Origin of the sequence: Mycobacterium sp. SP-6446, from assembly GCF_001954045.1 — a bacterium.
Lineage (GTDB): Bacteria > Actinomycetota > Actinomycetes > Mycobacteriales > Mycobacteriaceae > Mycobacterium.
On record NZ_MBEM01000154.1, the window covers coordinates 1 to 17,266 of the forward strand.

Annotated in this window: 23 protein-coding genes; 10 read left to right on the forward strand and 13 right to left on the reverse strand. The window is 68.7% G+C overall.

Annotated elements, in window-relative coordinates:
- A partial coding sequence (locus tag A5736_RS13970; protein WP_305800078.1) for a 1-deoxy-D-xylulose-5-phosphate synthase N-terminal domain-containing protein occupies positions 1 to 491 on the reverse strand: 491 nt, incomplete at its 3' end.
- Between the two features lie 70 nt (positions 492 to 561).
- On the opposite strand from A5736_RS13970, the gene A5736_RS13975 reads away from it, so the two are divergent.
- Positions 562 to 1,005: a CBS domain-containing protein gene (locus A5736_RS13975; protein ID WP_076122091.1), complete on the forward strand. Its 444-nt coding sequence runs from the start codon at positions 562 to 564 to the stop codon at positions 1,003 to 1,005.
- A 33-nt stretch (positions 1,006 to 1,038) separates the two neighbouring features.
- Positions 1,039 to 2,328, forward strand: a complete 1,290-nt coding sequence (locus A5736_RS13980; protein ID WP_076122090.1) for an SLC13 family permease — start codon at positions 1,039 to 1,041, stop codon at positions 2,326 to 2,328.
- On the opposite strand, the gene A5736_RS13985 is transcribed toward A5736_RS13980, so the two are convergent.
- Together A5736_RS13985 and A5736_RS13990 are read right to left on the reverse strand one after the other, a co-directional pair.
- Positions 2,325 to 3,611, reverse strand: a complete 1,287-nt coding sequence (locus A5736_RS13985; protein WP_371328386.1) for a class I SAM-dependent RNA methyltransferase — start codon at positions 3,609 to 3,611, stop codon at positions 2,325 to 2,327. The two genes, A5736_RS13980 and A5736_RS13985, sit on opposite strands and share 4 nt — an antisense overlap.
- The gene (locus A5736_RS13990; RefSeq protein WP_076246843.1) at positions 3,527 to 5,521 is read right to left on the reverse strand and encodes an APC family permease; all 1,995 of its coding nucleotides are present in this window, start codon (positions 5,519 to 5,521) and stop codon (positions 3,527 to 3,529) included. The genes A5736_RS13985 and A5736_RS13990 overlap by 85 nt, the downstream gene beginning before the upstream one ends.
- Before the next feature lie 89 nt (positions 5,522 to 5,610).
- On the opposite strand from A5736_RS13990, the gene A5736_RS13995 reads away from it, so the two are divergent.
- A complete protein-coding gene (locus A5736_RS13995; RefSeq protein ID WP_139333307.1) occupies positions 5,611 to 6,294 on the forward strand; it encodes a TrkA family potassium uptake protein in 684 nt (227 codons plus the stop codon).
- Positions 6,291 to 6,965 (forward strand): TrkA family potassium uptake protein, encoded by a 675-nt coding sequence (locus A5736_RS14000; RefSeq protein WP_076122086.1) that lies wholly within the window; start codon positions 6,291 to 6,293, stop codon positions 6,963 to 6,965. The genes A5736_RS13995 and A5736_RS14000 overlap by 4 nt, the downstream gene beginning before the upstream one ends.
- Here the strand turns inward: A5736_RS14000 and A5736_RS14005 are convergent.
- Positions 6,962 to 7,636, reverse strand: coding sequence for a DUF3159 domain-containing protein (locus tag A5736_RS14005; protein ID WP_076246913.1), 675 nt, complete (start codon positions 7,634 to 7,636; stop codon positions 6,962 to 6,964). The genes A5736_RS14000 and A5736_RS14005 overlap by 4 nt on opposite strands.
- A gap of 2 nt (positions 7,637 to 7,638) precedes the next feature.
- Entirely contained in the window at positions 7,639 to 8,007 is a 369-nt protein-coding gene (locus tag A5736_RS14010) for an OB-fold nucleic acid binding domain-containing protein (protein WP_076063766.1), read from the reverse strand.
- Positions 8,008 to 8,143: 136 nt separating this feature from the next.
- On the opposite strand from A5736_RS14010, the gene A5736_RS14015 reads away from it, so the two are divergent.
- Positions 8,144 to 8,842: a hypothetical protein gene (locus tag A5736_RS14015; RefSeq protein ID WP_076122085.1), complete on the forward strand. Its 699-nt coding sequence runs from the start codon at positions 8,144 to 8,146 to the stop codon at positions 8,840 to 8,842.
- Here the strand turns inward: A5736_RS14015 and A5736_RS14020 are convergent.
- Together A5736_RS14020 and dut are read right to left on the reverse strand one after the other, a co-directional pair.
- On the reverse strand, positions 8,839 to 9,573 hold the full coding sequence (locus A5736_RS14020; RefSeq protein WP_076246844.1) for a DUF3710 domain-containing protein: 735 nt from the start codon (positions 9,571 to 9,573) through the stop codon (positions 8,839 to 8,841). The genes A5736_RS14015 and A5736_RS14020 overlap by 4 nt on opposite strands.
- Positions 9,570 to 10,034 (reverse strand): dUTP diphosphatase, encoded by a 465-nt coding sequence (dut, locus tag A5736_RS14025; RefSeq protein WP_076115815.1) that lies wholly within the window; start codon positions 10,032 to 10,034, stop codon positions 9,570 to 9,572. Before dut ends, A5736_RS14020 begins: the two co-directional genes overlap by 4 nt.
- 25 nt (positions 10,035 to 10,059) lie before the next feature.
- Between dut and A5736_RS14030 the strand changes: the two genes are divergently transcribed.
- On the forward strand, positions 10,060 to 10,536 hold the full coding sequence (locus A5736_RS14030) for a DUF3093 domain-containing protein (protein ID WP_076115814.1): 477 nt from the start codon (positions 10,060 to 10,062) through the stop codon (positions 10,534 to 10,536).
- A gap of 6 nt (positions 10,537 to 10,542) precedes the next feature.
- On the opposite strand, the gene A5736_RS14035 is transcribed toward A5736_RS14030, so the two are convergent.
- Positions 10,543 to 10,845 (reverse strand): DUF4193 domain-containing protein, encoded by a 303-nt coding sequence (locus A5736_RS14035; protein WP_003919098.1) that lies wholly within the window; start codon positions 10,843 to 10,845, stop codon positions 10,543 to 10,545.
- Between the two features lie 188 nt (positions 10,846 to 11,033).
- On the opposite strand from A5736_RS14035, the gene cei reads away from it, so the two are divergent.
- Positions 11,034 to 11,684 (forward strand): envelope integrity protein Cei, encoded by a 651-nt coding sequence (gene cei, locus A5736_RS14040; protein ID WP_076122083.1) that lies wholly within the window; start codon positions 11,034 to 11,036, stop codon positions 11,682 to 11,684.
- A gap of 14 nt (positions 11,685 to 11,698) precedes the next feature.
- On the opposite strand, the gene A5736_RS14045 is transcribed toward cei, so the two are convergent.
- Positions 11,699 to 12,571 carry an inositol monophosphatase family protein gene (locus tag A5736_RS14045; RefSeq protein WP_076246846.1) on the reverse strand — a complete coding sequence of 291 codons (873 nt, stop codon included), beginning with the start codon at positions 12,569 to 12,571 and terminating at the stop codon, positions 11,699 to 11,701.
- A gap of 79 nt (positions 12,572 to 12,650) precedes the next feature.
- On the opposite strand from A5736_RS14045, the gene ppgK reads away from it, so the two are divergent.
- Together ppgK and A5736_RS14055 are read left to right on the forward strand one after the other, a co-directional pair.
- On the forward strand, positions 12,651 to 13,460 hold the full coding sequence (gene ppgK / locus A5736_RS14050; RefSeq protein ID WP_076122081.1) for a polyphosphate--glucose phosphotransferase: 810 nt from the start codon (positions 12,651 to 12,653) through the stop codon (positions 13,458 to 13,460).
- A 177-nt stretch (positions 13,461 to 13,637) separates the two neighbouring features.
- The gene (locus A5736_RS14055) at positions 13,638 to 15,176 is read left to right on the forward strand and encodes an RNA polymerase sigma factor (protein WP_076122174.1); all 1,539 of its coding nucleotides are present in this window, start codon (positions 13,638 to 13,640) and stop codon (positions 15,174 to 15,176) included.
- A gap of 11 nt (positions 15,177 to 15,187) precedes the next feature.
- Here A5736_RS14055 and A5736_RS14060 read toward each other — a convergent pair whose 3' ends face one another.
- From A5736_RS14060 to A5736_RS14070, 3 genes are all read right to left on the reverse strand, one after another.
- Positions 15,188 to 15,526: a hemophore-related protein gene (locus A5736_RS14060; protein WP_076122077.1), complete on the reverse strand. Its 339-nt coding sequence runs from the start codon at positions 15,524 to 15,526 to the stop codon at positions 15,188 to 15,190.
- Between the two features lie 64 nt (positions 15,527 to 15,590).
- Positions 15,591 to 15,944 (reverse strand): DUF732 domain-containing protein, encoded by a 354-nt coding sequence (locus A5736_RS14065; RefSeq protein WP_076246849.1) that lies wholly within the window; start codon positions 15,942 to 15,944, stop codon positions 15,591 to 15,593.
- 42 nt (positions 15,945 to 15,986) lie between these two features.
- Positions 15,987 to 16,400 carry a nuclear transport factor 2 family protein gene (locus A5736_RS14070; protein ID WP_076246850.1) on the reverse strand — a complete coding sequence of 138 codons (414 nt, stop codon included), beginning with the start codon at positions 16,398 to 16,400 and terminating at the stop codon, positions 15,987 to 15,989.
- 94 nt (positions 16,401 to 16,494) lie between these two features.
- On the opposite strand from A5736_RS14070, the gene A5736_RS14075 reads away from it, so the two are divergent.
- On the forward strand, positions 16,495 to 16,890 hold the full coding sequence (locus tag A5736_RS14075; RefSeq protein WP_076246851.1) for a RidA family protein: 396 nt from the start codon (positions 16,495 to 16,497) through the stop codon (positions 16,888 to 16,890).
- Here A5736_RS14075 and A5736_RS14080 read toward each other — a convergent pair.
- Positions 16,857 to 17,258 carry a DUF952 domain-containing protein gene (locus A5736_RS14080; RefSeq protein ID WP_076246853.1) on the reverse strand — a complete coding sequence of 134 codons (402 nt, stop codon included), beginning with the start codon at positions 17,256 to 17,258 and terminating at the stop codon, positions 16,857 to 16,859. The two genes, A5736_RS14075 and A5736_RS14080, sit on opposite strands and share 34 nt — an antisense overlap.
- Between the last annotated feature and the right edge of the window lie 8 nt (positions 17,259 to 17,266).

The window sequence follows — 17,266 nt, forward strand, 5'->3', positions numbered from 1 at the left end:
CGCCGGGTCGCGGCGATGTTGTTCAGCGCCTCCCAGCACATGCCGCCGGTGAGTGCGCCATCCCCGACCACCGCGACCACGTGCCGGTTGCGGTGCCCGGTCAGCTCGAACGCCTTGGCCAGGCCGTCGGCATAGGACAACGCGGCGCTGGCGTGGCTGGACTCCACCCAGTCGTGTTCGCTCTCGGCGCGCGACGGATACCCCGACAGCCCGCCCTTCTTGCGCAGGGTTTCGAAGTCGTGGCAGCGGCCGGTCAGCATCTTGTGGACGTAGGCCTGGTGGCCGGTGTCGAAGATGATCGGGTCGTGTGGCGAGTCGAACACCCGGTGCAGGGCCAGGGTCAGCTCGACGACGCCGAGGTTCGGCCCCAAGTGCCCCCCGGTGGCAGCGACCTTGTGGATCAGGAACTCGCGAATCTCGCCGGCCAGATCGCGGAGCTGCTGTTGGGAAAGGTGCTGCAGATCAGCGGGCCCGCGGATCTGTTCCAGCATCCCGTTAGTCTACGCAGCGGCCGCGGGATCACTAGTTCTCGCCGCGGCGCCCCGACGTATTGTCTGCACTATGCGTGCCGCGGAACTCGCCGAGGATTTCCCGGTCGTCACCGTCGACTCCGGCGCGCTGGACGCCGCCCGCCTGCTCGCCGAGCACCGCCTGCCCGGAATCGTCGTGACCGACGCCGCCGGAAAACCCTTCGCGGTGCTGCCGGCGTCCCAAGTGGTGCGGTTCATCGTGCCCCGCTACGTGCAGGACGACCCGTCGCTGGCCGGCGTGCTCAACGAATCCATGGCCGACCGCGCCGCGGACAAGTTGGGCGGCAAGAAGGTGCGCGACGTCCTGCCGGACCACCTGACCGACGTGCCTTTCGCGGATGCCGACGACACGATCATCGAAGTCGCCGCGATGATGGCGCGGCTGCGCAGCCCGCTGATCGCGGTGGTCAAAGACGGAACGTTGTTCGGCGTGATCACCGCATCGCGCTTGCTGGCGGCGGCGCTCGGACACTGATATCCCCAAAGCCTTGAGCACACAGGACAATCGATGAGCGCCGTCGCGGTCGTCGTGTTCGTCGTCGCCTACGCACTGATCGCCGGCGACCGATTCAACAAGACGCTGGTGGCGCTGGCCGGGGCGGCGGTCATGCTGCTGCTGCCGGTGATCCACTCCGACGACGTGTTCTACTCCCGCGACACCGGAATCGACTGGGACGTCATCTTTCTGCTGCTGGGCATGATGATCATCGTCAGCGTGCTGCGGCAGACCGGCGTCTTCGAATACACCGCGATCGTGGCCGCCAAGCGCGCCCGCGGCTCACCGCTGCGCATCATGATCCTGCTGGTGCTGGTGACCGCGTTCGCGTCGGCACTGCTCGACAACGTCACCACGGTATTGCTGATCGCCCCCGTCACGCTGCTGGTGTGCGACCGGCTGGAGATCGGTCCGGCACCGTTTTTGATGGCCGAGGCGTTCGCGTCGAACATCGGCGGCACGGCCACGTTGATCGGCGACCCGCCCAGCATCATCATCGCCAGCCGGGCGGGCTTGACCTTCAACGACTTTCTGATCCACCTGACGCCGATCGTGATCATCATCGTCGGCGTCTTCGTCGCGCTGTTACCGCGGCTGTTCCCGGGGGCTTTCGACGTCGACCCCGAACGGGTCGCCGACGTCATGTCCCTCGAGGAGCGCGAAGCCATCCGCGATCCGCGGCTGCTCATCAAATGCGGGGTGGTCCTGGCGGCAGTGCTGGCCGGGTTCGTCGCGCATTCGGCGATACACCTGGAGCCGTCGCTGGTCGCGCTGCTGGGCGCCGGCGTCCTCATAGTGATTTCCGGACTGGACCATTCGGACTACCTGTCCGGCGTGGAATGGGACACGTTGCTGTTCTTCGCCGGCCTGTTCGTGATGGTCGGCGCCCTGGTGAAGACCGGCGTGGTCAAGGACCTGGCCCGGCTGGCCACCGACGCGACCGGTGGGCACGCCCTGTTGACGACGATGTTCATCCTCGTGCTGTCGCTGGTGCTCAGCGGCATCATCAACAACGTTCCCTATGCCGCGACGATGGCACCCGTTGTCGGACAGCTCGTTTCATCGATGGTGGGCCACGTGCACCCGCAGGTGCTGTGGTGGGCCCTCACGCTCGGCACCGACCTCGGCGGCAACCTCACCGCGGTCGGCGCCAGCGCAAACGTCGTCATCCTCGGGATTGCGAAACGGGCGGACAGCCCCATTTCGTTTTGGGAATTCACCCGCAAGGGCGCGATCGTCACCGTGGTCTCCGCGGCGCTGTCCGCGCTGTACTTGTGGTTGCGGTATTTCGTGTTGAGCTAGCCGCGCGTCAGCAGCGCCACGCATTCGCTGTGATGGGTCAGCGGGAACGCGTCGAACACGGTGATCTTCTCGACGCGGTAACCGTGGCCCAGGTACAGCCCGATGTCGCGCGCGAAAGACGCTGCCTCACAACCGATGTGCACCACCCGGGGCACCCCGGCGGCGGCCAGCAGGTCGATGACCTCGCGCCCGGCGCCCGACCGCGGCGGATCCAGCACCGCGACATCCGCTCTTGAATCTGTGCGTTGTGAAGCCAAGGCCCGCCGCACCGAATCGGTGACGACGTCGACCTGGGGCAGGTCGCCCAGCGCGGCCCGCGCGGCCCGCGTCCCGGCGCGCGAGGTGTCGACCGTCAGCACCCGACCGGACTCCCCCACCGCGTCGGCCAGCGCCGCGGCGAAGACGCCCGCGCCGCCGTAGAGATCCCATACCGTCATGCCCGCGGCGGGTTGCGCCCAGTCGGCGACCAGACCGCTGTAGACCGCCGCCGCGTCCCGGTGCGCCTGCCAGAACGCCGTGACCGGAACCCGCCAGCTCCGCGCGCCCACCCGCTGCAGCGCCTCGTAACTGCCCTGCACCACGTTGGTCGCCGTCCGCTTGCCCTGCCGCAACGTGCACACCACGTGGCGCTCGCCGTCGTCGTCGACGGCCACGTGCAGCTGGGCGCCGGGCGGCCAGTCGGGCTCACTCAGGCCGTCCAGCATCCCGGCGGGCAGCTGCGCGCAGCGCAGGTCGGTCACCAGTTCGTCGCTGTGGTAGCGGTGGAAGCCGGGGCGACAGTCGGCGCCCACCTCGAGCCGGACCCGGGTGCGCCAACCGGTGGGGCCGCGCTCCGAGAGCGGTTGGGCTGCACCGCTCCAGCTGTATCCGCCAAGGCGCTGGAGTTGATTGGCCACGACGTGCGCCTTGAGCGCGCGGGCCGCCTCCGGGCGGGCGAACGCCAGATCGCAGCAGCCTGCGCCGTCCACCCCCGCGATCGGGCACAGTGACTCGATCCGGTCGGCCGACGGCTCGATCACCTCGACAACCTCTGCGTGCCAATACGATCCGCGATCCGCGGTGACGCGCACCCGCACCCGCTCGCCGGGCAGCGCGTAGCGGACGAAGACGACCCGGCCTTCGTGGTGCGCCACGCAGCTGCCGCCGTTGGCGGGCGCTCCGGTGTCCAGCGTGAGTTCGCGGCGCTGGCCTTCGGTGCTCAATCGAAGATTCCGCGACGGGCGTCGCCGGGCGCCGCATGCGGTTGAAACGCCTTGAGCCGCTCGGACGAAGTCAGTTGCCAGGGAACGGAAGTGACCATCACGTTGGGCATGAACAGCAGCCGACCCTTGAGCCGCAGCGCGCTCTGGTTGTGCAGCACCTGCTCCCACCAGTGGCCCACCACATACTCGGGGATGAACACGGTGACCACCGTGCGCGGCGACTCCTTGCTGACCCGTTTGACGTAATCGAGTACGGGACGGGTGATTTCGCGATAGGGAGAGGCGATGACCTTCAGCGGCACGCTGATTTCGCTGTCCTCCCACTTGTGCACCAGGTCACGGGTCTCCGCGTCGTCGACGCTGACCGTGAGGGCCTCGAGCACATCCGGGCGGGTTGCGCGCGCGTAGGCCAGCGCGCGCAGGGTGGGCAGGTGCAACTTCGACACCAGCACCAGCGCATGGTTGCGGCTGGGCAACACCACGTCGTGTTGGGCGGCCGCCTGCTCCTCCAATTCCCGGCCGACGGTGTGGTAGTGGCGGTGAATCATCTTCATGATGATGAACAGCAGGCTCATCGCGAACAGCGCGATCCACGCCCCCGCGACGAACTTCGTGACAAGGACAACCAACAACACGGCGCCGGTGGACAGCAATCCGACCGTGTTGACGATCCGCGAACGCACCATCTTGCGCCGCACGCGCGGATCGGTCTCGGTGCGCAGCAACCGGGTCCAGTGCCGGACCATGCCGATCTGGCTCAGCGTGAACGAAATGAACACGCCGACGATGTACAGCTGGATCAGCGCGGTGACCTCGCCCCGGAACGCGATGATCGCCAAGAGGGCCGCCCCGGACAGGAACAGGATTCCGTTGGAGAACGCCAATCTGTCTCCGCGGGTGTGCAATTGGCGCGGCAGGTAGCTGTGCTGCGCCAGGATCGAGCCGAGCACGGGGAACCCGTTGAACGCGGTGTTGGCCGCCAGCACCAGAATCAGCGCGGTCACCGTGGCGATGAGCAGGAACCCGATGTGAAAACTGCCGAACACCGTCTCGGCCAGCTGCGTGACCAACGTCTTCTGGTAGTAGTTCGGCGGGGCGCCGGTCAGCTGCCTTGCCGGATCCTCGACGAGCTTGACCCCGATCTGCTGGGCCAACACGATGATGCCCATGAGCAGGGTCACCGCGATCCCGCCGAGCATCAGCAGCGTGGTCGCCGCGTTGCGCGACTTGGGTTTCTGAAACGCCGGCACCCCGTTGCTGATCGCCTCGACACCGGTCAGCGCCGCGCACCCCGAGGAGAACGACCGCGCCACCAGGAATGCCAAAGCGAGACCGACGATCTGGCCGTGTTCGGCGTGCATCTGGAAGCCGGCGGACTCGGCCCGCAGCGGGTTGCCCAGCACGAAGATCCGGAACAAACCCCAGCCGATCATGACGAGGACGCCGACGATGAACGCGTAGGTCGGAATGGCGAACGCCAGCCCGGACTCGCGGACCCCGCGCAGGTTCAGGGCCATCACCAGCAGGATGGCGGCCACGCAGAAGAGCACCTTGTGTTGGGCCACGATCGGGATCGCCGAGCCGATGTTCGACATCGCCGATGCGGTCGAAACGGCCACGGTGAGAACATAATCCACCATCAGGGCGCTGGCCACCACGAGGCCGGCGGTGTCGCCGAGGTTGGTGGTGACCACCTCGTAGTCGCCGCCGCCCGACGGATAGGCATGGACGTTCTGCCGGTAGCTGGCCACCACGACCAACATGACCGCGGCCACCGCAAGGCCGATCCACGGCGTCAGCGCGTAGGCGGTCACGCCGGCCACCGAGAGCATCAGGAAGACTTCCTCGGGTGCGTACGCCACCGAGGACAGGGCGTCGGAGGCGAACACCGGCAAGGCGATCCGCTTGGGCAGTAGCGTGTGACTCAGCCGGTCGCTGCGAAACGGCCGGCCGATCAGCAACCGGCGCGCGGCTGTTGAAAGTTTGGACACGAGAGCCAAGGGTAGGCCCACCCCGGTTTGCCGGTAGCGTTCCCTAGGCGAGAAGTAACGCACGCAGAACCCAGCCGAGAGGACCTCAAGTGCGGGTGGTTGTGATGGGCTGCGGCCGGGTGGGCTCCTCACTGGCCGACGGCCTGTCCCGGATCGGGCACGACGTGGCTGTCATCGACCGCGACAGCGCCGCCTTCAACCGGCTGAGCCCGGAGTTCGCCGGTGAGCGCGTGCTGGGCCAGGGATTCGACCGGGATGTGCTGCTGAGGGCCGGCATCGAGAAGGCCGACGCCTTCGCCGCGGTGTCATCCGGGGACAACTCCAACATCATCTCGGCCCGGCTGGCCCGCGAGACCTTCGGTGTCAACCGGGTCGTCGCCCGGATCTACGACGCCAAGCGCGCCGAGGTCTACGAGCGCCTCGGCATCCCGACGATCGCCACCGTGCCGTGGACCACCGATCGGCTGCTCAACGCGCTGACCCGGGAGAGCGAGACCGCCAAATGGCGCGATCCGACCGGCACGGTCGTCGTCTCGGAGGTGGTCTTGCACGAGGACTGGGTGGGGCACCGGGCCACCGATCTGGAGCAGGCCACCGGCGCGCGGGTCGCTTTCCTGATCCGGTTCGGCACCGGCGTGTTGCCGGAGCCCAAGACCATCATCCAGGCCGGCGATCAGGTCTACATCACCGCGATATCCGGCCGCGCGGCCGAGGCGGTGGCCATCGCCGCGTTGCCGCCGGCTGAGGATCTCGAGGCGGGAGCGGGCCGATGAAGGTAGTCGTCGCCGGCGCGGGCGCCGTGGGCCGCTCGGTCACCCGCGAGCTGATCGGCAACGGGCACGACGTGACGTTGATCGAGCGCAACCCCGAACACGTCGACGTCGACGCCATCCCGGCCGCGCACTGGCGGCTGGGCGACGCCTGCGAGCTGAGCCTGCTGGAATCGGCGCACCTGGAGGATTTCGACGTGGTGGTCGCCGCGACCGGCGACGACAAGGTCAACGTGGTGCTCAGCCTGCTGGCCAAGACCGAGTTCGCGGTGCCGCGGGTGGTCGCGCGGGTCAACGATCCCCGCAACGAATGGCTGTTCACCGACGCCTGGGGCGTGGACGTGGCGGTGTCCACCCCGCGGATGCTGGCGTCGCTGATCGAGGAGGCCGTCGCCGTCGGCGATCTGGTGCGGCTGATGGAGTTCCGCAAGGGCCAGGCGAACCTGGTCGAGATCACCCTGCCCGACGACACACCGTGGGGCGGCAAGCCGGTGCGCCGCTTGCAGCTGCCACGGGATGCCGCGCTGGTGACGATCCTGCGCGGGCCGCGGGTCATCGTGCCGGAGGCCGACGAGCCGCTGGAGGGCGGCGACGAACTGCTCTTCGTCGCGGTTACCGAGGTCGAGGAAGACCTGCGCAAGCTGCTGCTGCCCGCCGCCCCGCCCGCCGACTAGTCGAGGCCGGTGTCCGCCTCCACCGAAGCGGCGGGGTCGCCCGCCTTACCCGCCGCGGAGATCGCACGCTGGGCGGCCTTGACGGCCGCGTAGGTGAGCAGCCCGGCGAGGATGGTCAGCGGCCAGCCCATCCCGATCCGCGCCACGCCCAGCCAACCGGTCCGACCGGCGTCGTAGAGCTGCTGCTGAACCACGTACCGCGCGGCGAATACGAGCATCCAGCCGAGCGTGGCGATGTCGAACGCATACACGGCCCGGGCAACGCCGCGCCAGCCGTGGTCGCGGCCGCTGGCCCAGGTCCACAGGTAGCCGACCACCGGGCGGCGGATCAGGATGGACACCGCGAACACCACCGCCCAGAACAGCGATCCCCAAATGCCCAGCAGGAAGTACCCTTTCGACTCCCCCATCAGGTAGGCGACAAGGGCGCAGAACGCGACGCCGAAGAATCCGGAGAACGCCGGATTCGGCGACTCGCGCCGGATCAGCCGCCACAGCAAGACCAGCGTGGCCACGCCCAGCGCGGACCCGATCGCGGGCAGCAGGCCGAACAACGACGAAGCCGTAACGAAAGTCACAACCGGCAGCGACGAGTAGATGACACCACTCACCCCGCCCGCCTGTGCCAGCAGCCGTTCCAGTGTGGTGCGATTGCCGGTCTCGCCGGGAATGCTCACCGCTGAATTTCGTAGTGCGGGTTGTAGATGGCCTTGGTGCCGTTCTCCAGCTTGCCCAGCCGGCCCCGCACCCGCAGCGTGCGGCCCGAGTCGATGCCGGGGATCCGGCGTTGTCCCAACCACACCAGCGTGACCGTGTCGGTGCCGTCGAACAGTTCGGCGCGGACTCCGCCCGCGCAGGCCTTACCGTTGCATTCCACGCTGCGCAGCGTGCCCACCATCGTGACTTCCTGGCCGCGCTCGCAATCGATCACGCGCTGCGCGCCGGTGCTGGCCACCTCGTCGGACAACTCCTCGGAGTCGAGTTGTTCCGGGTCCTCCGTCAATCGACGGGTGAGCCGGCGTAGATATCCCTGGGCCCCCATGGCCACTCCTGACAATGCTGTAAAAGCTTCGGCGCTTCCTCTATGCCAACGGACACCGTAGACCTCTTGGTTCCCCCGCGCCAACCGAACCCAAACCGGATTTTGGGCGCTCGTCGGCGCCGGGCACTATCGAGGGGTGGCTGTCGATCTGCGCGGTGTCACGACGGTGTTGTTGCCGGGCACCGGATCCGACGACGACTACGTCTACCGGGCGTTTTCCGGGCCGTTGCGGAAGGTCGGCGCGTTGTTGGTGACCCCGGCGCCGCGCCCGGACCGGTTGATCGACGGCTATCTGTCCGCACTTGACGACGCCGCCCGCGACGGCCCGATCGCCGTCGGCGGCGTGTCGATCGGTGCCGCCGTGACGGCGGCGTGGGCGCTCGCGCATCCCGATCGCACGGTCGCCGTCCTGGCCGCGCTGCCGGCCTGGGCCGGCGCCCCGGGATCCGCCCCGGCGGCTCTCGCGGCGCGGCATTCGGCGGCGCAGCTGCGTGCCGACGGGTTGGCGGCGACGACCACGCAGATGCGGGCCTCCAGCCCGGCCTGGCTGGCCGACGAGCTGGCCCGCTCGTGGCGGGCCCAGTGGCCGCAACTGCCCGACGCGATGGAGGAAGCCGCGGCTTACGTCGCGCCCAGCTGCGCGGAGCTGGCCGGGCTGGCCGCGCCGCTGGGGGTCGCCGCGGCGGTCGACGATCCCATTCACCCGCTGCAGGTGGGTGTCGACTGGGCCCGCGCCGCGCCGCGCGCGGCGCTGCGGACGGTGACGCTCGATCAGATCGGCGAGGACGCCGCGGCGCTGGGCGCGGCCTGCCTGGCCGCCTTGGGAGACCTCTAGCCGCCGGTGGTGGTGCGCAACTGCTGCATGGCCGAGCCCTCGGCGCTGCGGCGCGCGGCGGGCTCGCCGGGCGGCTGCGGGGCGTCGGTTTGTTCCGCGGCCTGCTGGGCCGCCGCCGCCCGCAGCTGCTCAACCATCGGCTCGGGCAGCTGCACCGGCAGCGGCGTCCGCACCGGCAGGGGCGTGTCGCCGCGGCGAACCACGGTGTCCGCCAACGCCGCCCGCGCCTCCTGCTCCAGCGCCTCGATGGTCTCGGGCGCCCCGTTGACGACGCAGCGGATCATCCAGCGGTAGCCGTCGACGCCGATGAAGCGCACCACACCGGAGGCGACGCCGACCACTTCCCGGCCCCACGGGCCGTCCTTGATGCTGACTTGGGCCGAGTCCTTGCGCAGCGAGTCGGCGAGCTCGCCGGCCACCTCGCGCCACAGCCCGCCCGTCTTGGGCGCCGCGTAGGCGGCGATGGTGAAGCGGCCGTTGGACGTGACGACCCATACCGCGCTCGGGACACCGGTCTCGGTCAACTCGACTTGGAGCTGGCCGCCGTCGGGCATCGGGATGAGCACCGAGCCCAGGTCGAGTCGGGCCAGCTCGGCGACCGCGGGGTCGTCGAAGTCCTCGATGTCGAACGGGCCCTCGATCTCTTCGTCGGTGTCGTCCGACGCCTCGACGTCCTCGGCCGCCGCCGGTTCGATGTCGTCCTTGTCGGAGCGTCTACCCAGTGCCATCACAAACTCGCATGTCCGCCGGAGGACCCGTGGCCGCCGTCGCCACGGGATGTTCCGGCCAGCCCGGCCTCGTCGAACGACGAGACCTCCACCAAATCGACTAACTCGACCCGTTGCACCAGCAACTGGGCGATACGGTCGCCGCGATGCACCAGGATGGGCTCGGCCGGGTCGAGGTTGATCAACGCAACCTTGATCTCGCCGCGATAGCCCGCGTCGATGGTGCCCGGGCTGTTGACGATCGAAAGCCCTACGCGCGCAGCCAATCCCGAGCGCGGATGAACCAGCCCGACCATCCCGTGCGGAATCGCGACCGCGACCCCGGTTCGCACCAGGGCCCGGTGCCCGGGCTCCAGCCTGACGTCCTCGGCGCTGTAGAGATCGACGCCGGCATCGCCGTCGTGGGCGCGGCTGGGCAGCGGGAGCTCGGGATCGAGACGGACAACAGCCAGAGTGGTCGACACGGGGCCACAGATTACCCTTGACCGCGTGTCTGGTACGCGCGTCGCGCCACACAGCGTGCGATATCGCGAACGGCTGTGGGTTCCATGGTGGTGGTGGCCACTGGGTTTCGGCCTGGCGGGGCTCATCGCTTTCGAAGTCAACCTCGGTGTTCGCTCACTACCCGCGTGGCTTCCTTTCGTCGCCCTGTTCGCGGTGGCCGCCGCGGCGCTGTTGTGGCTGGGCCGCGTCGAGATCAAAGTCACCGCCGGCGCCGACGGGGTCGAAATGTGGGCGGGCGACGCGCATCTGCCGGTCACCGTGATCGCCCGCTCCGCGGAGATAGCGCGCTCGGCGAAATCGGCGGCGCTGGGGCGCCAGCTCGATCCGGCGGCCTACGTGGTGCACCGGGCGTGGGTTGGTCCGCTGATCCTCCTGGTCCTCGATGACCCAGACGACCCGACGCCGTACTGGCTGGTGAGCTGCCGTCACCCGGAGCGGGTGCTGTCGGCATTGCGAAGCTGACCTGGCTCAGGCCGCGCAGTCGGTACAGATCATCACGCCGTTCTTCTCGCTGGCGAGCCGGCTGCGGTGTTGCACCAGAAAGCAGCTAGAGCAGGTGAACTCGTCGGCCTGCTTCGGAATAACGCGTACCGAGAGCTCTTCACCGGAGAGGTCGGCGCCAGGCAGTTCGAAAGACTCGGCGGATTCGGATTCGTCCACGTCGACGACGGCCGAGGCCGCTTCGTTCCGTCGTGCTTTGAGCTCCTCCAGCGAATCCTCCGAGACGTCGTCCGTCTCGGTGCGCCGTGGAGCGTCATAGTCGGTAGGCATCGTCCTGTCCCCTCTATGCCCGCGTTCCCGCGTTACCCAAGGAACGCTTTGTACCAGCGTCGAACGCATCCACCAAATGATTCGTGCCCGGATCACGGCCCATTAAGTTGTGATTTACGTCACACCCCTGGATTGACCCTTGTGTTCGCCTCTAAACAGTGCGTTTGGGGTGCCGCTAGAGTGCACCTGTGGTCGCACAAATCACCGAGGGTACCGCCTTTGACAAGCACGGTCGGCCCTTTCGGCGACGCAATCCCCGCCCCGCGATCGTGGTGCTGATTTTCCTGGTTGTGGTGACGGGCGTGGCGTGGACCATCGCCCTGACCCGGCCCGCCAAGGTGCACGAGGTGGCGGTATGCAATCCGCCTCCGCAGAAGCAGGGATCCGCGACGCCGCAGCTCGGTGAGCAGATGTCGCGATCCGCCATGGCGGACGTCACACCCGCCAAGCTCACCGACACCAAGGTCCGCGTCCTCAACGCCAGCGGCCGGGGCGGGCAGGCCGCCGACGTGGCCGGCGCGCTGAAGGACCTGGGCTTCGCCGCGCCGACGGCCGCCAACGACCCGATTTACGCGGGCACCCGGCTGACCTGCCCGGGCCAGATCCGGTTCGGGACGGCCGGGCAGGCCGCCGCGGCCGCGGTGTGGCTGGTGGCGCCGTGCACCGAACTGTTCAACGACAACCGCGCCGACGAAACCGTCGACCTCGCCGTGGGCACCGACTTCTCCGGGCTCGCGCACAACGACGACATCGACACCGTGCTCGCCGGCCTCCGCCCGGGTGCCCCCGATGCGTCGGATCCCGCGCTGCTGCAAAAGATTCACGCCAGCAGCTGCTGAATTCGCCGGCGCGATCAGTCCGGGATCGGTTCGAGGCCGTTGAACCGCTCGAGCGCCGCCAGCAGCTCGTCGGCGATGCCGGGGGCGGCCGCGACCACCAATCCGGTGCCGCCGACCGATCCGTTGGGCGCCGGCAGCAGCACCCGGGCCCCCGCTTCGGCGGCGATCAGGGCGCCCGCGGCGGAGTCCCACGCCTGCAGCCCGTGCTCGTAGAACGCGTCCAACCGGCCGGCCGCGACCATGCACAAATCCAGTGCGGCGGAACCGATCCGGCGCACGTCGCGGACCACCGGCAACATCCGCGCCAACAGCGCCGCCTGGGTGGCGCGGCGCCGCCTCGAATATCCGAAACCGGTGCCCAGCAACGCCATCGACAAGTCGTCGACGGTGCTGCATCGCAACGCGTGCGTCCCGCGCCCGTCGGTGACGTGGGCGCCGAGGCCGTTCGCCGCCGAGTACACCCGGCCGGCGACAACGTCCGCCACGGCTCCCGCCACCGACACACCGTCGACCTGAACCGCGACCGACACCGCATAGGCTGGGATGCCGTAGACGAAATTCACCGTCCCGTCGATGGGGTCCAGCACCCAGGTGACCGTGTCGGCTGTGGGCGCCGAGCCGGTCGGCCCGCCGCCTTCCTCCCCGAGAATCGGCTCCCCAGGCCGTAATTGGGCCAACCGGTCGCGCAACAGCCGTTCGGCCTCGGTGTCGACCACCGTGACCGGATCGGTCGGGGTGCTCTTCGAGCGCACCGCACCGCTGTCGGGGGCGCCGGCCGCGGCACCGAAGACCTCGGCGCGACGAGCGCGCACGAACTCGGCGGCCTCGGCGGCCAGCGTCTCGGCGACGGAACGCAGCGGCTTGGGGTCACCGTCATACCGCGTCACCCACCTATCGCATCACAGTCGCCCCGGCCGCGGCGGGGCTAAGGTGAGCTCACAGCGCAAGTCTCGCCGAGGAGATTCGATGACCAGCACCGACTCGACCACGGACACGCCCGCCACCGACGGGGCCGGCGGCACCCCGCAACGTCGCGGATTCGGGATCGACGTCGGCGGCAGCGGAATCAAGGGCGGAATCGTCGACATGGACACCGGACAGCTGATCGGCGACCGGTTCAAGCTGTTGACCCCCCAACCGGCCACGCCCCCGGCCGTCGCCAAGACCATCGCGGCGGTCGTCCACGAGTTCGGCTGGACCGGCCCGCTCGGGGTGACCTACCCCGGCGTCGTCACCCACGGCATCGTCCACACGGCGGCCAACGTGGACAAGTCGTGGATCGGGACCAACGCGCGCGACATCATCGCCGCCGAGCTCAACGGCCAGGAGGTCACGGTTCTCAACGACGCCGACGCGGCCGGCCTCGCCGAAGAGCGGTATGGGGCGGGCAAAGACAACTCCGGCTTGGTGGTGTTGCTGACGTTCGGAACCGGAATCGGATCGGCGGTCATCCACAACGGGACGCTGATACCCAACACCGAGTTCGGCCACCTCGAGGTCGGCGGCAAGGAGGCCGAGCAACGGGCGGCGTCGTCAGTCAAGGAGCGCAACGACTGGAGCTACGAGAAGTGGGCCAAGCAGGTGACCAGGGTGCTGGTCGCCATCGAGAACGCGATGTGGCCCGACCTGTTCATCGCGGGCGGCGGCATCAGCCGCAAGGCGGATAAATGGCTGCCGCTGCTGACAAACCGCACCCCGGTGGTGGCCGCTGCCCTGCTCAACACGGCCGGCATCGTCGGCGCGGCGATGGCGTCCACCTCGGACGTGACGCACTGAATTTCGCCCGGTGGGCCGGTACAAGCGCGCACTGTCGTTACAATGGTCACCGGCGACCGCCCGACCGATAGCGTGCCAGTACTCACGCCGAGATCAACGCCGACATTCGACATAGCAGACACTTTCGGTCCACCATGCCCAGACCCACCGGAAGTGAGCCCAACCGAAGGGGTGTACGTGGCAGCGACCAAGACCAGCACGGCGACTGAAGCGCCGGCGAAACGCACCGCCACCAAGTCCCCCGCCAAGCGCTCGGCGGCAAAGGCCGCCAATGGCTCCGCGCCGGCAAAGCGCGCCACTCAGGCGACGGCTAAGACGGCATCGCGGAGCACCAAGTCCGCCGCGGCCACCGAGCCCGCGGCGGCGACCGGCGCCGCGAAGAAGACCCGCGCGGCCGCCAAGAGCGCGCCGGCCAAAGCGCCGTCGGGCCGCGGGACCAAGGCGTCCTCCAAGAAAGCCGCCGCGGAGGATCCGGAAGCCGATCTGGAAGCCGTCGACTCCGACGCCGCCGAAGACTTCGACGGCGAACCCGACATCGAGCCCGGCGAGGACATCGAGATCGACGCCGCCGACCTCAACCTCGACGACCTGGAGGAAGACGTCGCGCCGGACGCCGACCTGGAGCCGGCCGCGGAAGGCGACGCCGTGCCCGCCGCGGCCGCCGGCGAGCCCGCCGCCGAAGAGGACGAGGAGATCGCCGAGCCCAGCGAAAAGGACAAGGCCTCCGGTGATTTCGTCTGGGACGAGGACGAATCCGAGGCGTTGCGGCAGGCCCGCAAGGACGCCGAACTCACCGCCTCGGCGGACTCGGTTCGCGCGTACCTGAAGCAGATCGGCAAGGTGGCGCTGCTCAATGCGGAGGAAGAGGTGGAGCTGGCCAAGCGGATCGAGGCCGGCCTGTACGCCACGCAGCTGATGACCGAGCTGGCCGAGCGCGGCGATAAACTGCCCGCCGCCCAGCGCCGCGACATGATGTGGATCTGCCGCGACGGCGACCGCGCGAAGAACCATCTGCTGGAAGCCAATCTGCGGCTGGTGGTTTCACTGGCCAAGCGCTACACGGGCCGCGGCATGGCGTTCCTCGACCTGATCCAGGAAGGGAACCTGGGCCTGATCCGCGCGGTCGAGAAGTTCGACTACACCAAGGGCTACAAGTTCTCCACCTACGCGACATGGTGGATCCGCCAGGCCATCACCCGCGCGATGGCCGATCAGGCCCGCACCATCCGCATCCCGGTGCACATGGTCGAGGTGATCAACAAGCTGGGCCGCATCCAGCGCGAGCTGCTGCAGGACCTGGGCCGCGAGCCCACGCCCGAAGAGCTCGCCAAGGAGATGGACATCACGCCCGAAAAGGTGCTGGAGATCCAGCAATACGCGCGCGAGCCGATTTCGCTGGACCAGACCATCGGCGACGAGGGCGACAGCCAGCTTGGTGACTTCATCGAAGACAGCGAGGCCGTGGTGGCCGTCGACGCGGTGTCGTTCACGCTGCTGCAAGACCAGCTGCAGTCGGTACTGGAAACCCTGTCGGAGCGCGAGGCCGGCGTAGTACGGCTGCGCTTCGGCCTCACCGACGGCCAGCCGCGGACCCTCGACGAGATCGGGCAGGTATACGGCGTAACCCGGGAGCGCATCCGCCAGATCGAGTCCAAGACGATGTCAAAGTTGCGCCACCCCAGCCGTTCTCAGGTGTTGCGCGACTACCTCGACTGAGCGAGCCTCGCTCAGAAGTTGTTGCAGGTAGCGAAGGTCCGCTGGAGAACCGGGATGTACGGCCCGGCGTGCGGACCGTTCACGATGTCGTGGGCGATTTGCCTCCGCCGATCGGGCCCCGCGGCGAGAAAGTCACGCAGTCCGGACTGCATCTGCGGCGAGGAGTTGAAAAAGGCGGCGATCGTCGGGTCTTGCGCGTTCAACGCGGCCACGAGCTGGTCATAGGTGCAGGTGGTGTTGACGGCCGGACCCAGATCGGGATCCGCCGACGCGACGCCGACCCCGGCGGTCAGCGCCAATGTCACACCACCAACCGCTACGGCAAGTCTGGTCAACGACAGTTTGGGCATGCGTGGACTCCTTCCCTGACCCAGGCTACGTCACTTTTCGTGCAGCACAGCGAAAGTCGCGCCGCTAGTGCGCGCCGGCGCCGTCGGTCAGGCCGCCGCCGGTCATGTACTGGGGGCAGTAAGCGGCGGCCGCGAGCGCGGTAAACTTCGCGGCGCTCGTCCCCTGGAACGACGGGTTGCGGTTACGCAGTTCGGCGATGATCTCCGCGGCCGACTTTCCCTCGTCGACGAGCTGGCACACCGATTTCCCGGCGGCCACCGCACTATTCGGGTCTTGGTAGGTCAGGCCGGCCTGTTGGAGTTCCGCCAGGAAGGCTTTGTCGGTGCCGGCGTCCGCGCCGTCCCCGTCGTCGGCGTAGGCCGGGGCGGCGAGGCCGATCAGGACGACGGCGCTTGCCACTGCGGAGCGAAGTTTCATGACCCGTCGAGTGTCCCAGACTCGCGGCCGGCGCGCATCCGGCTAGGTGAGCCGCTGCAGCGGCCCGCTCGGGTCGTAATAGAGCTCCTGGCGGGCGATCAGGCCGTCGCGGTAGCGGTAGACGACCACGTAGGTCGAGCGCAGGCGTTGCCCACCCGAATCCCAGTCGAACCGCACGCGCACGAACGCGACGTCCCCGCCGGGCGCGATCGCGTGCTCGGTCGCCTCGTAGCGGATGGCCGAGCAGCCACGAATGGTGAGCGCGATGAATTCGAGCGTGCGCTCGATGCCTTCGATCTCGGCGGGCCAATCGAAGAGACGCACCGTCGGGCTCACATACACCACATCGGGTTGATAGAGATCCCGCGCGATCGCCGGATCGCCCTCGGCGAACGCCCGCGCGAAGCACGCCTCTTGCGCAAGCAGCGCGTCCTCGGAGATGCCGGGTGTGGTCATCGCCGCTCCCTCCGCCCGACGGCCCGTGCCGCCGAGCTTAATCGCCTGCCGTCCAACATGTTTCGTCGGCTTTTTCGTCGGCTAGGGTGACCGTATGTCAGCCGACCGAAAAGTCGTCTCTTCCGGCTCCGAATTCGAGTCGGTGGTCGGCTACTCGCGCGCCGTTCGCGTCGGCCCACACGTGGCGGTGGCGGGGACAACCGCACCCGGGCTAGCGGGCGACATCGCGGGCCAAACCCGAGAGGTGTTGCGCCGCATCGAGATTGCGCTCCAACAAGCGGGCGCCGAGCTCACCGACGTAATCCGGACGCGCATTTATGTCACCGACATCGCCCGCTGGCGCGAAGTTGCGGCGGTGCACGCGGAAGTCTTCGGTGAGGTGCGTCCCGCGGCGACGATGGTCGAGGTCGCCGCGCTCATCGCCCCCGAGCTGCTGGTGGAGATCGAAGCCGACGCCTACGTGGACTCCCCGGCCGAATCCGTGCCCTGACCCCCGCCGACCGCCGGGAACGTGCCGTCGGGCCCCGGCGCATAGGCCGTGACGCTCGTCACAGCGGCCACCGGGAGCGGGCCGTACAGATGCGGAAACAACATCGACCGGGGATCCGTCGGCACACCCGGCTCCCAACGCACCGGTGCGTTCAACCGGGCAGGATCGATATGCAGCAGCACCAGGTCGTCGCGACCGCGGTAGAGCCGGTTGGCCGGCAGATGCACCTGGTCGGGCGTCGAGAGATGGATGAACCGGTCCCCGGCGTCCGAGCCGGGCGCCGCCGGGCGAATTTCGCCGCGCACGCGGGCGTCTGCCCACGCTTTTGCGCCGCACAAATGCACCAACACGCCGGGAGCGAATGTCATGTTCGGTC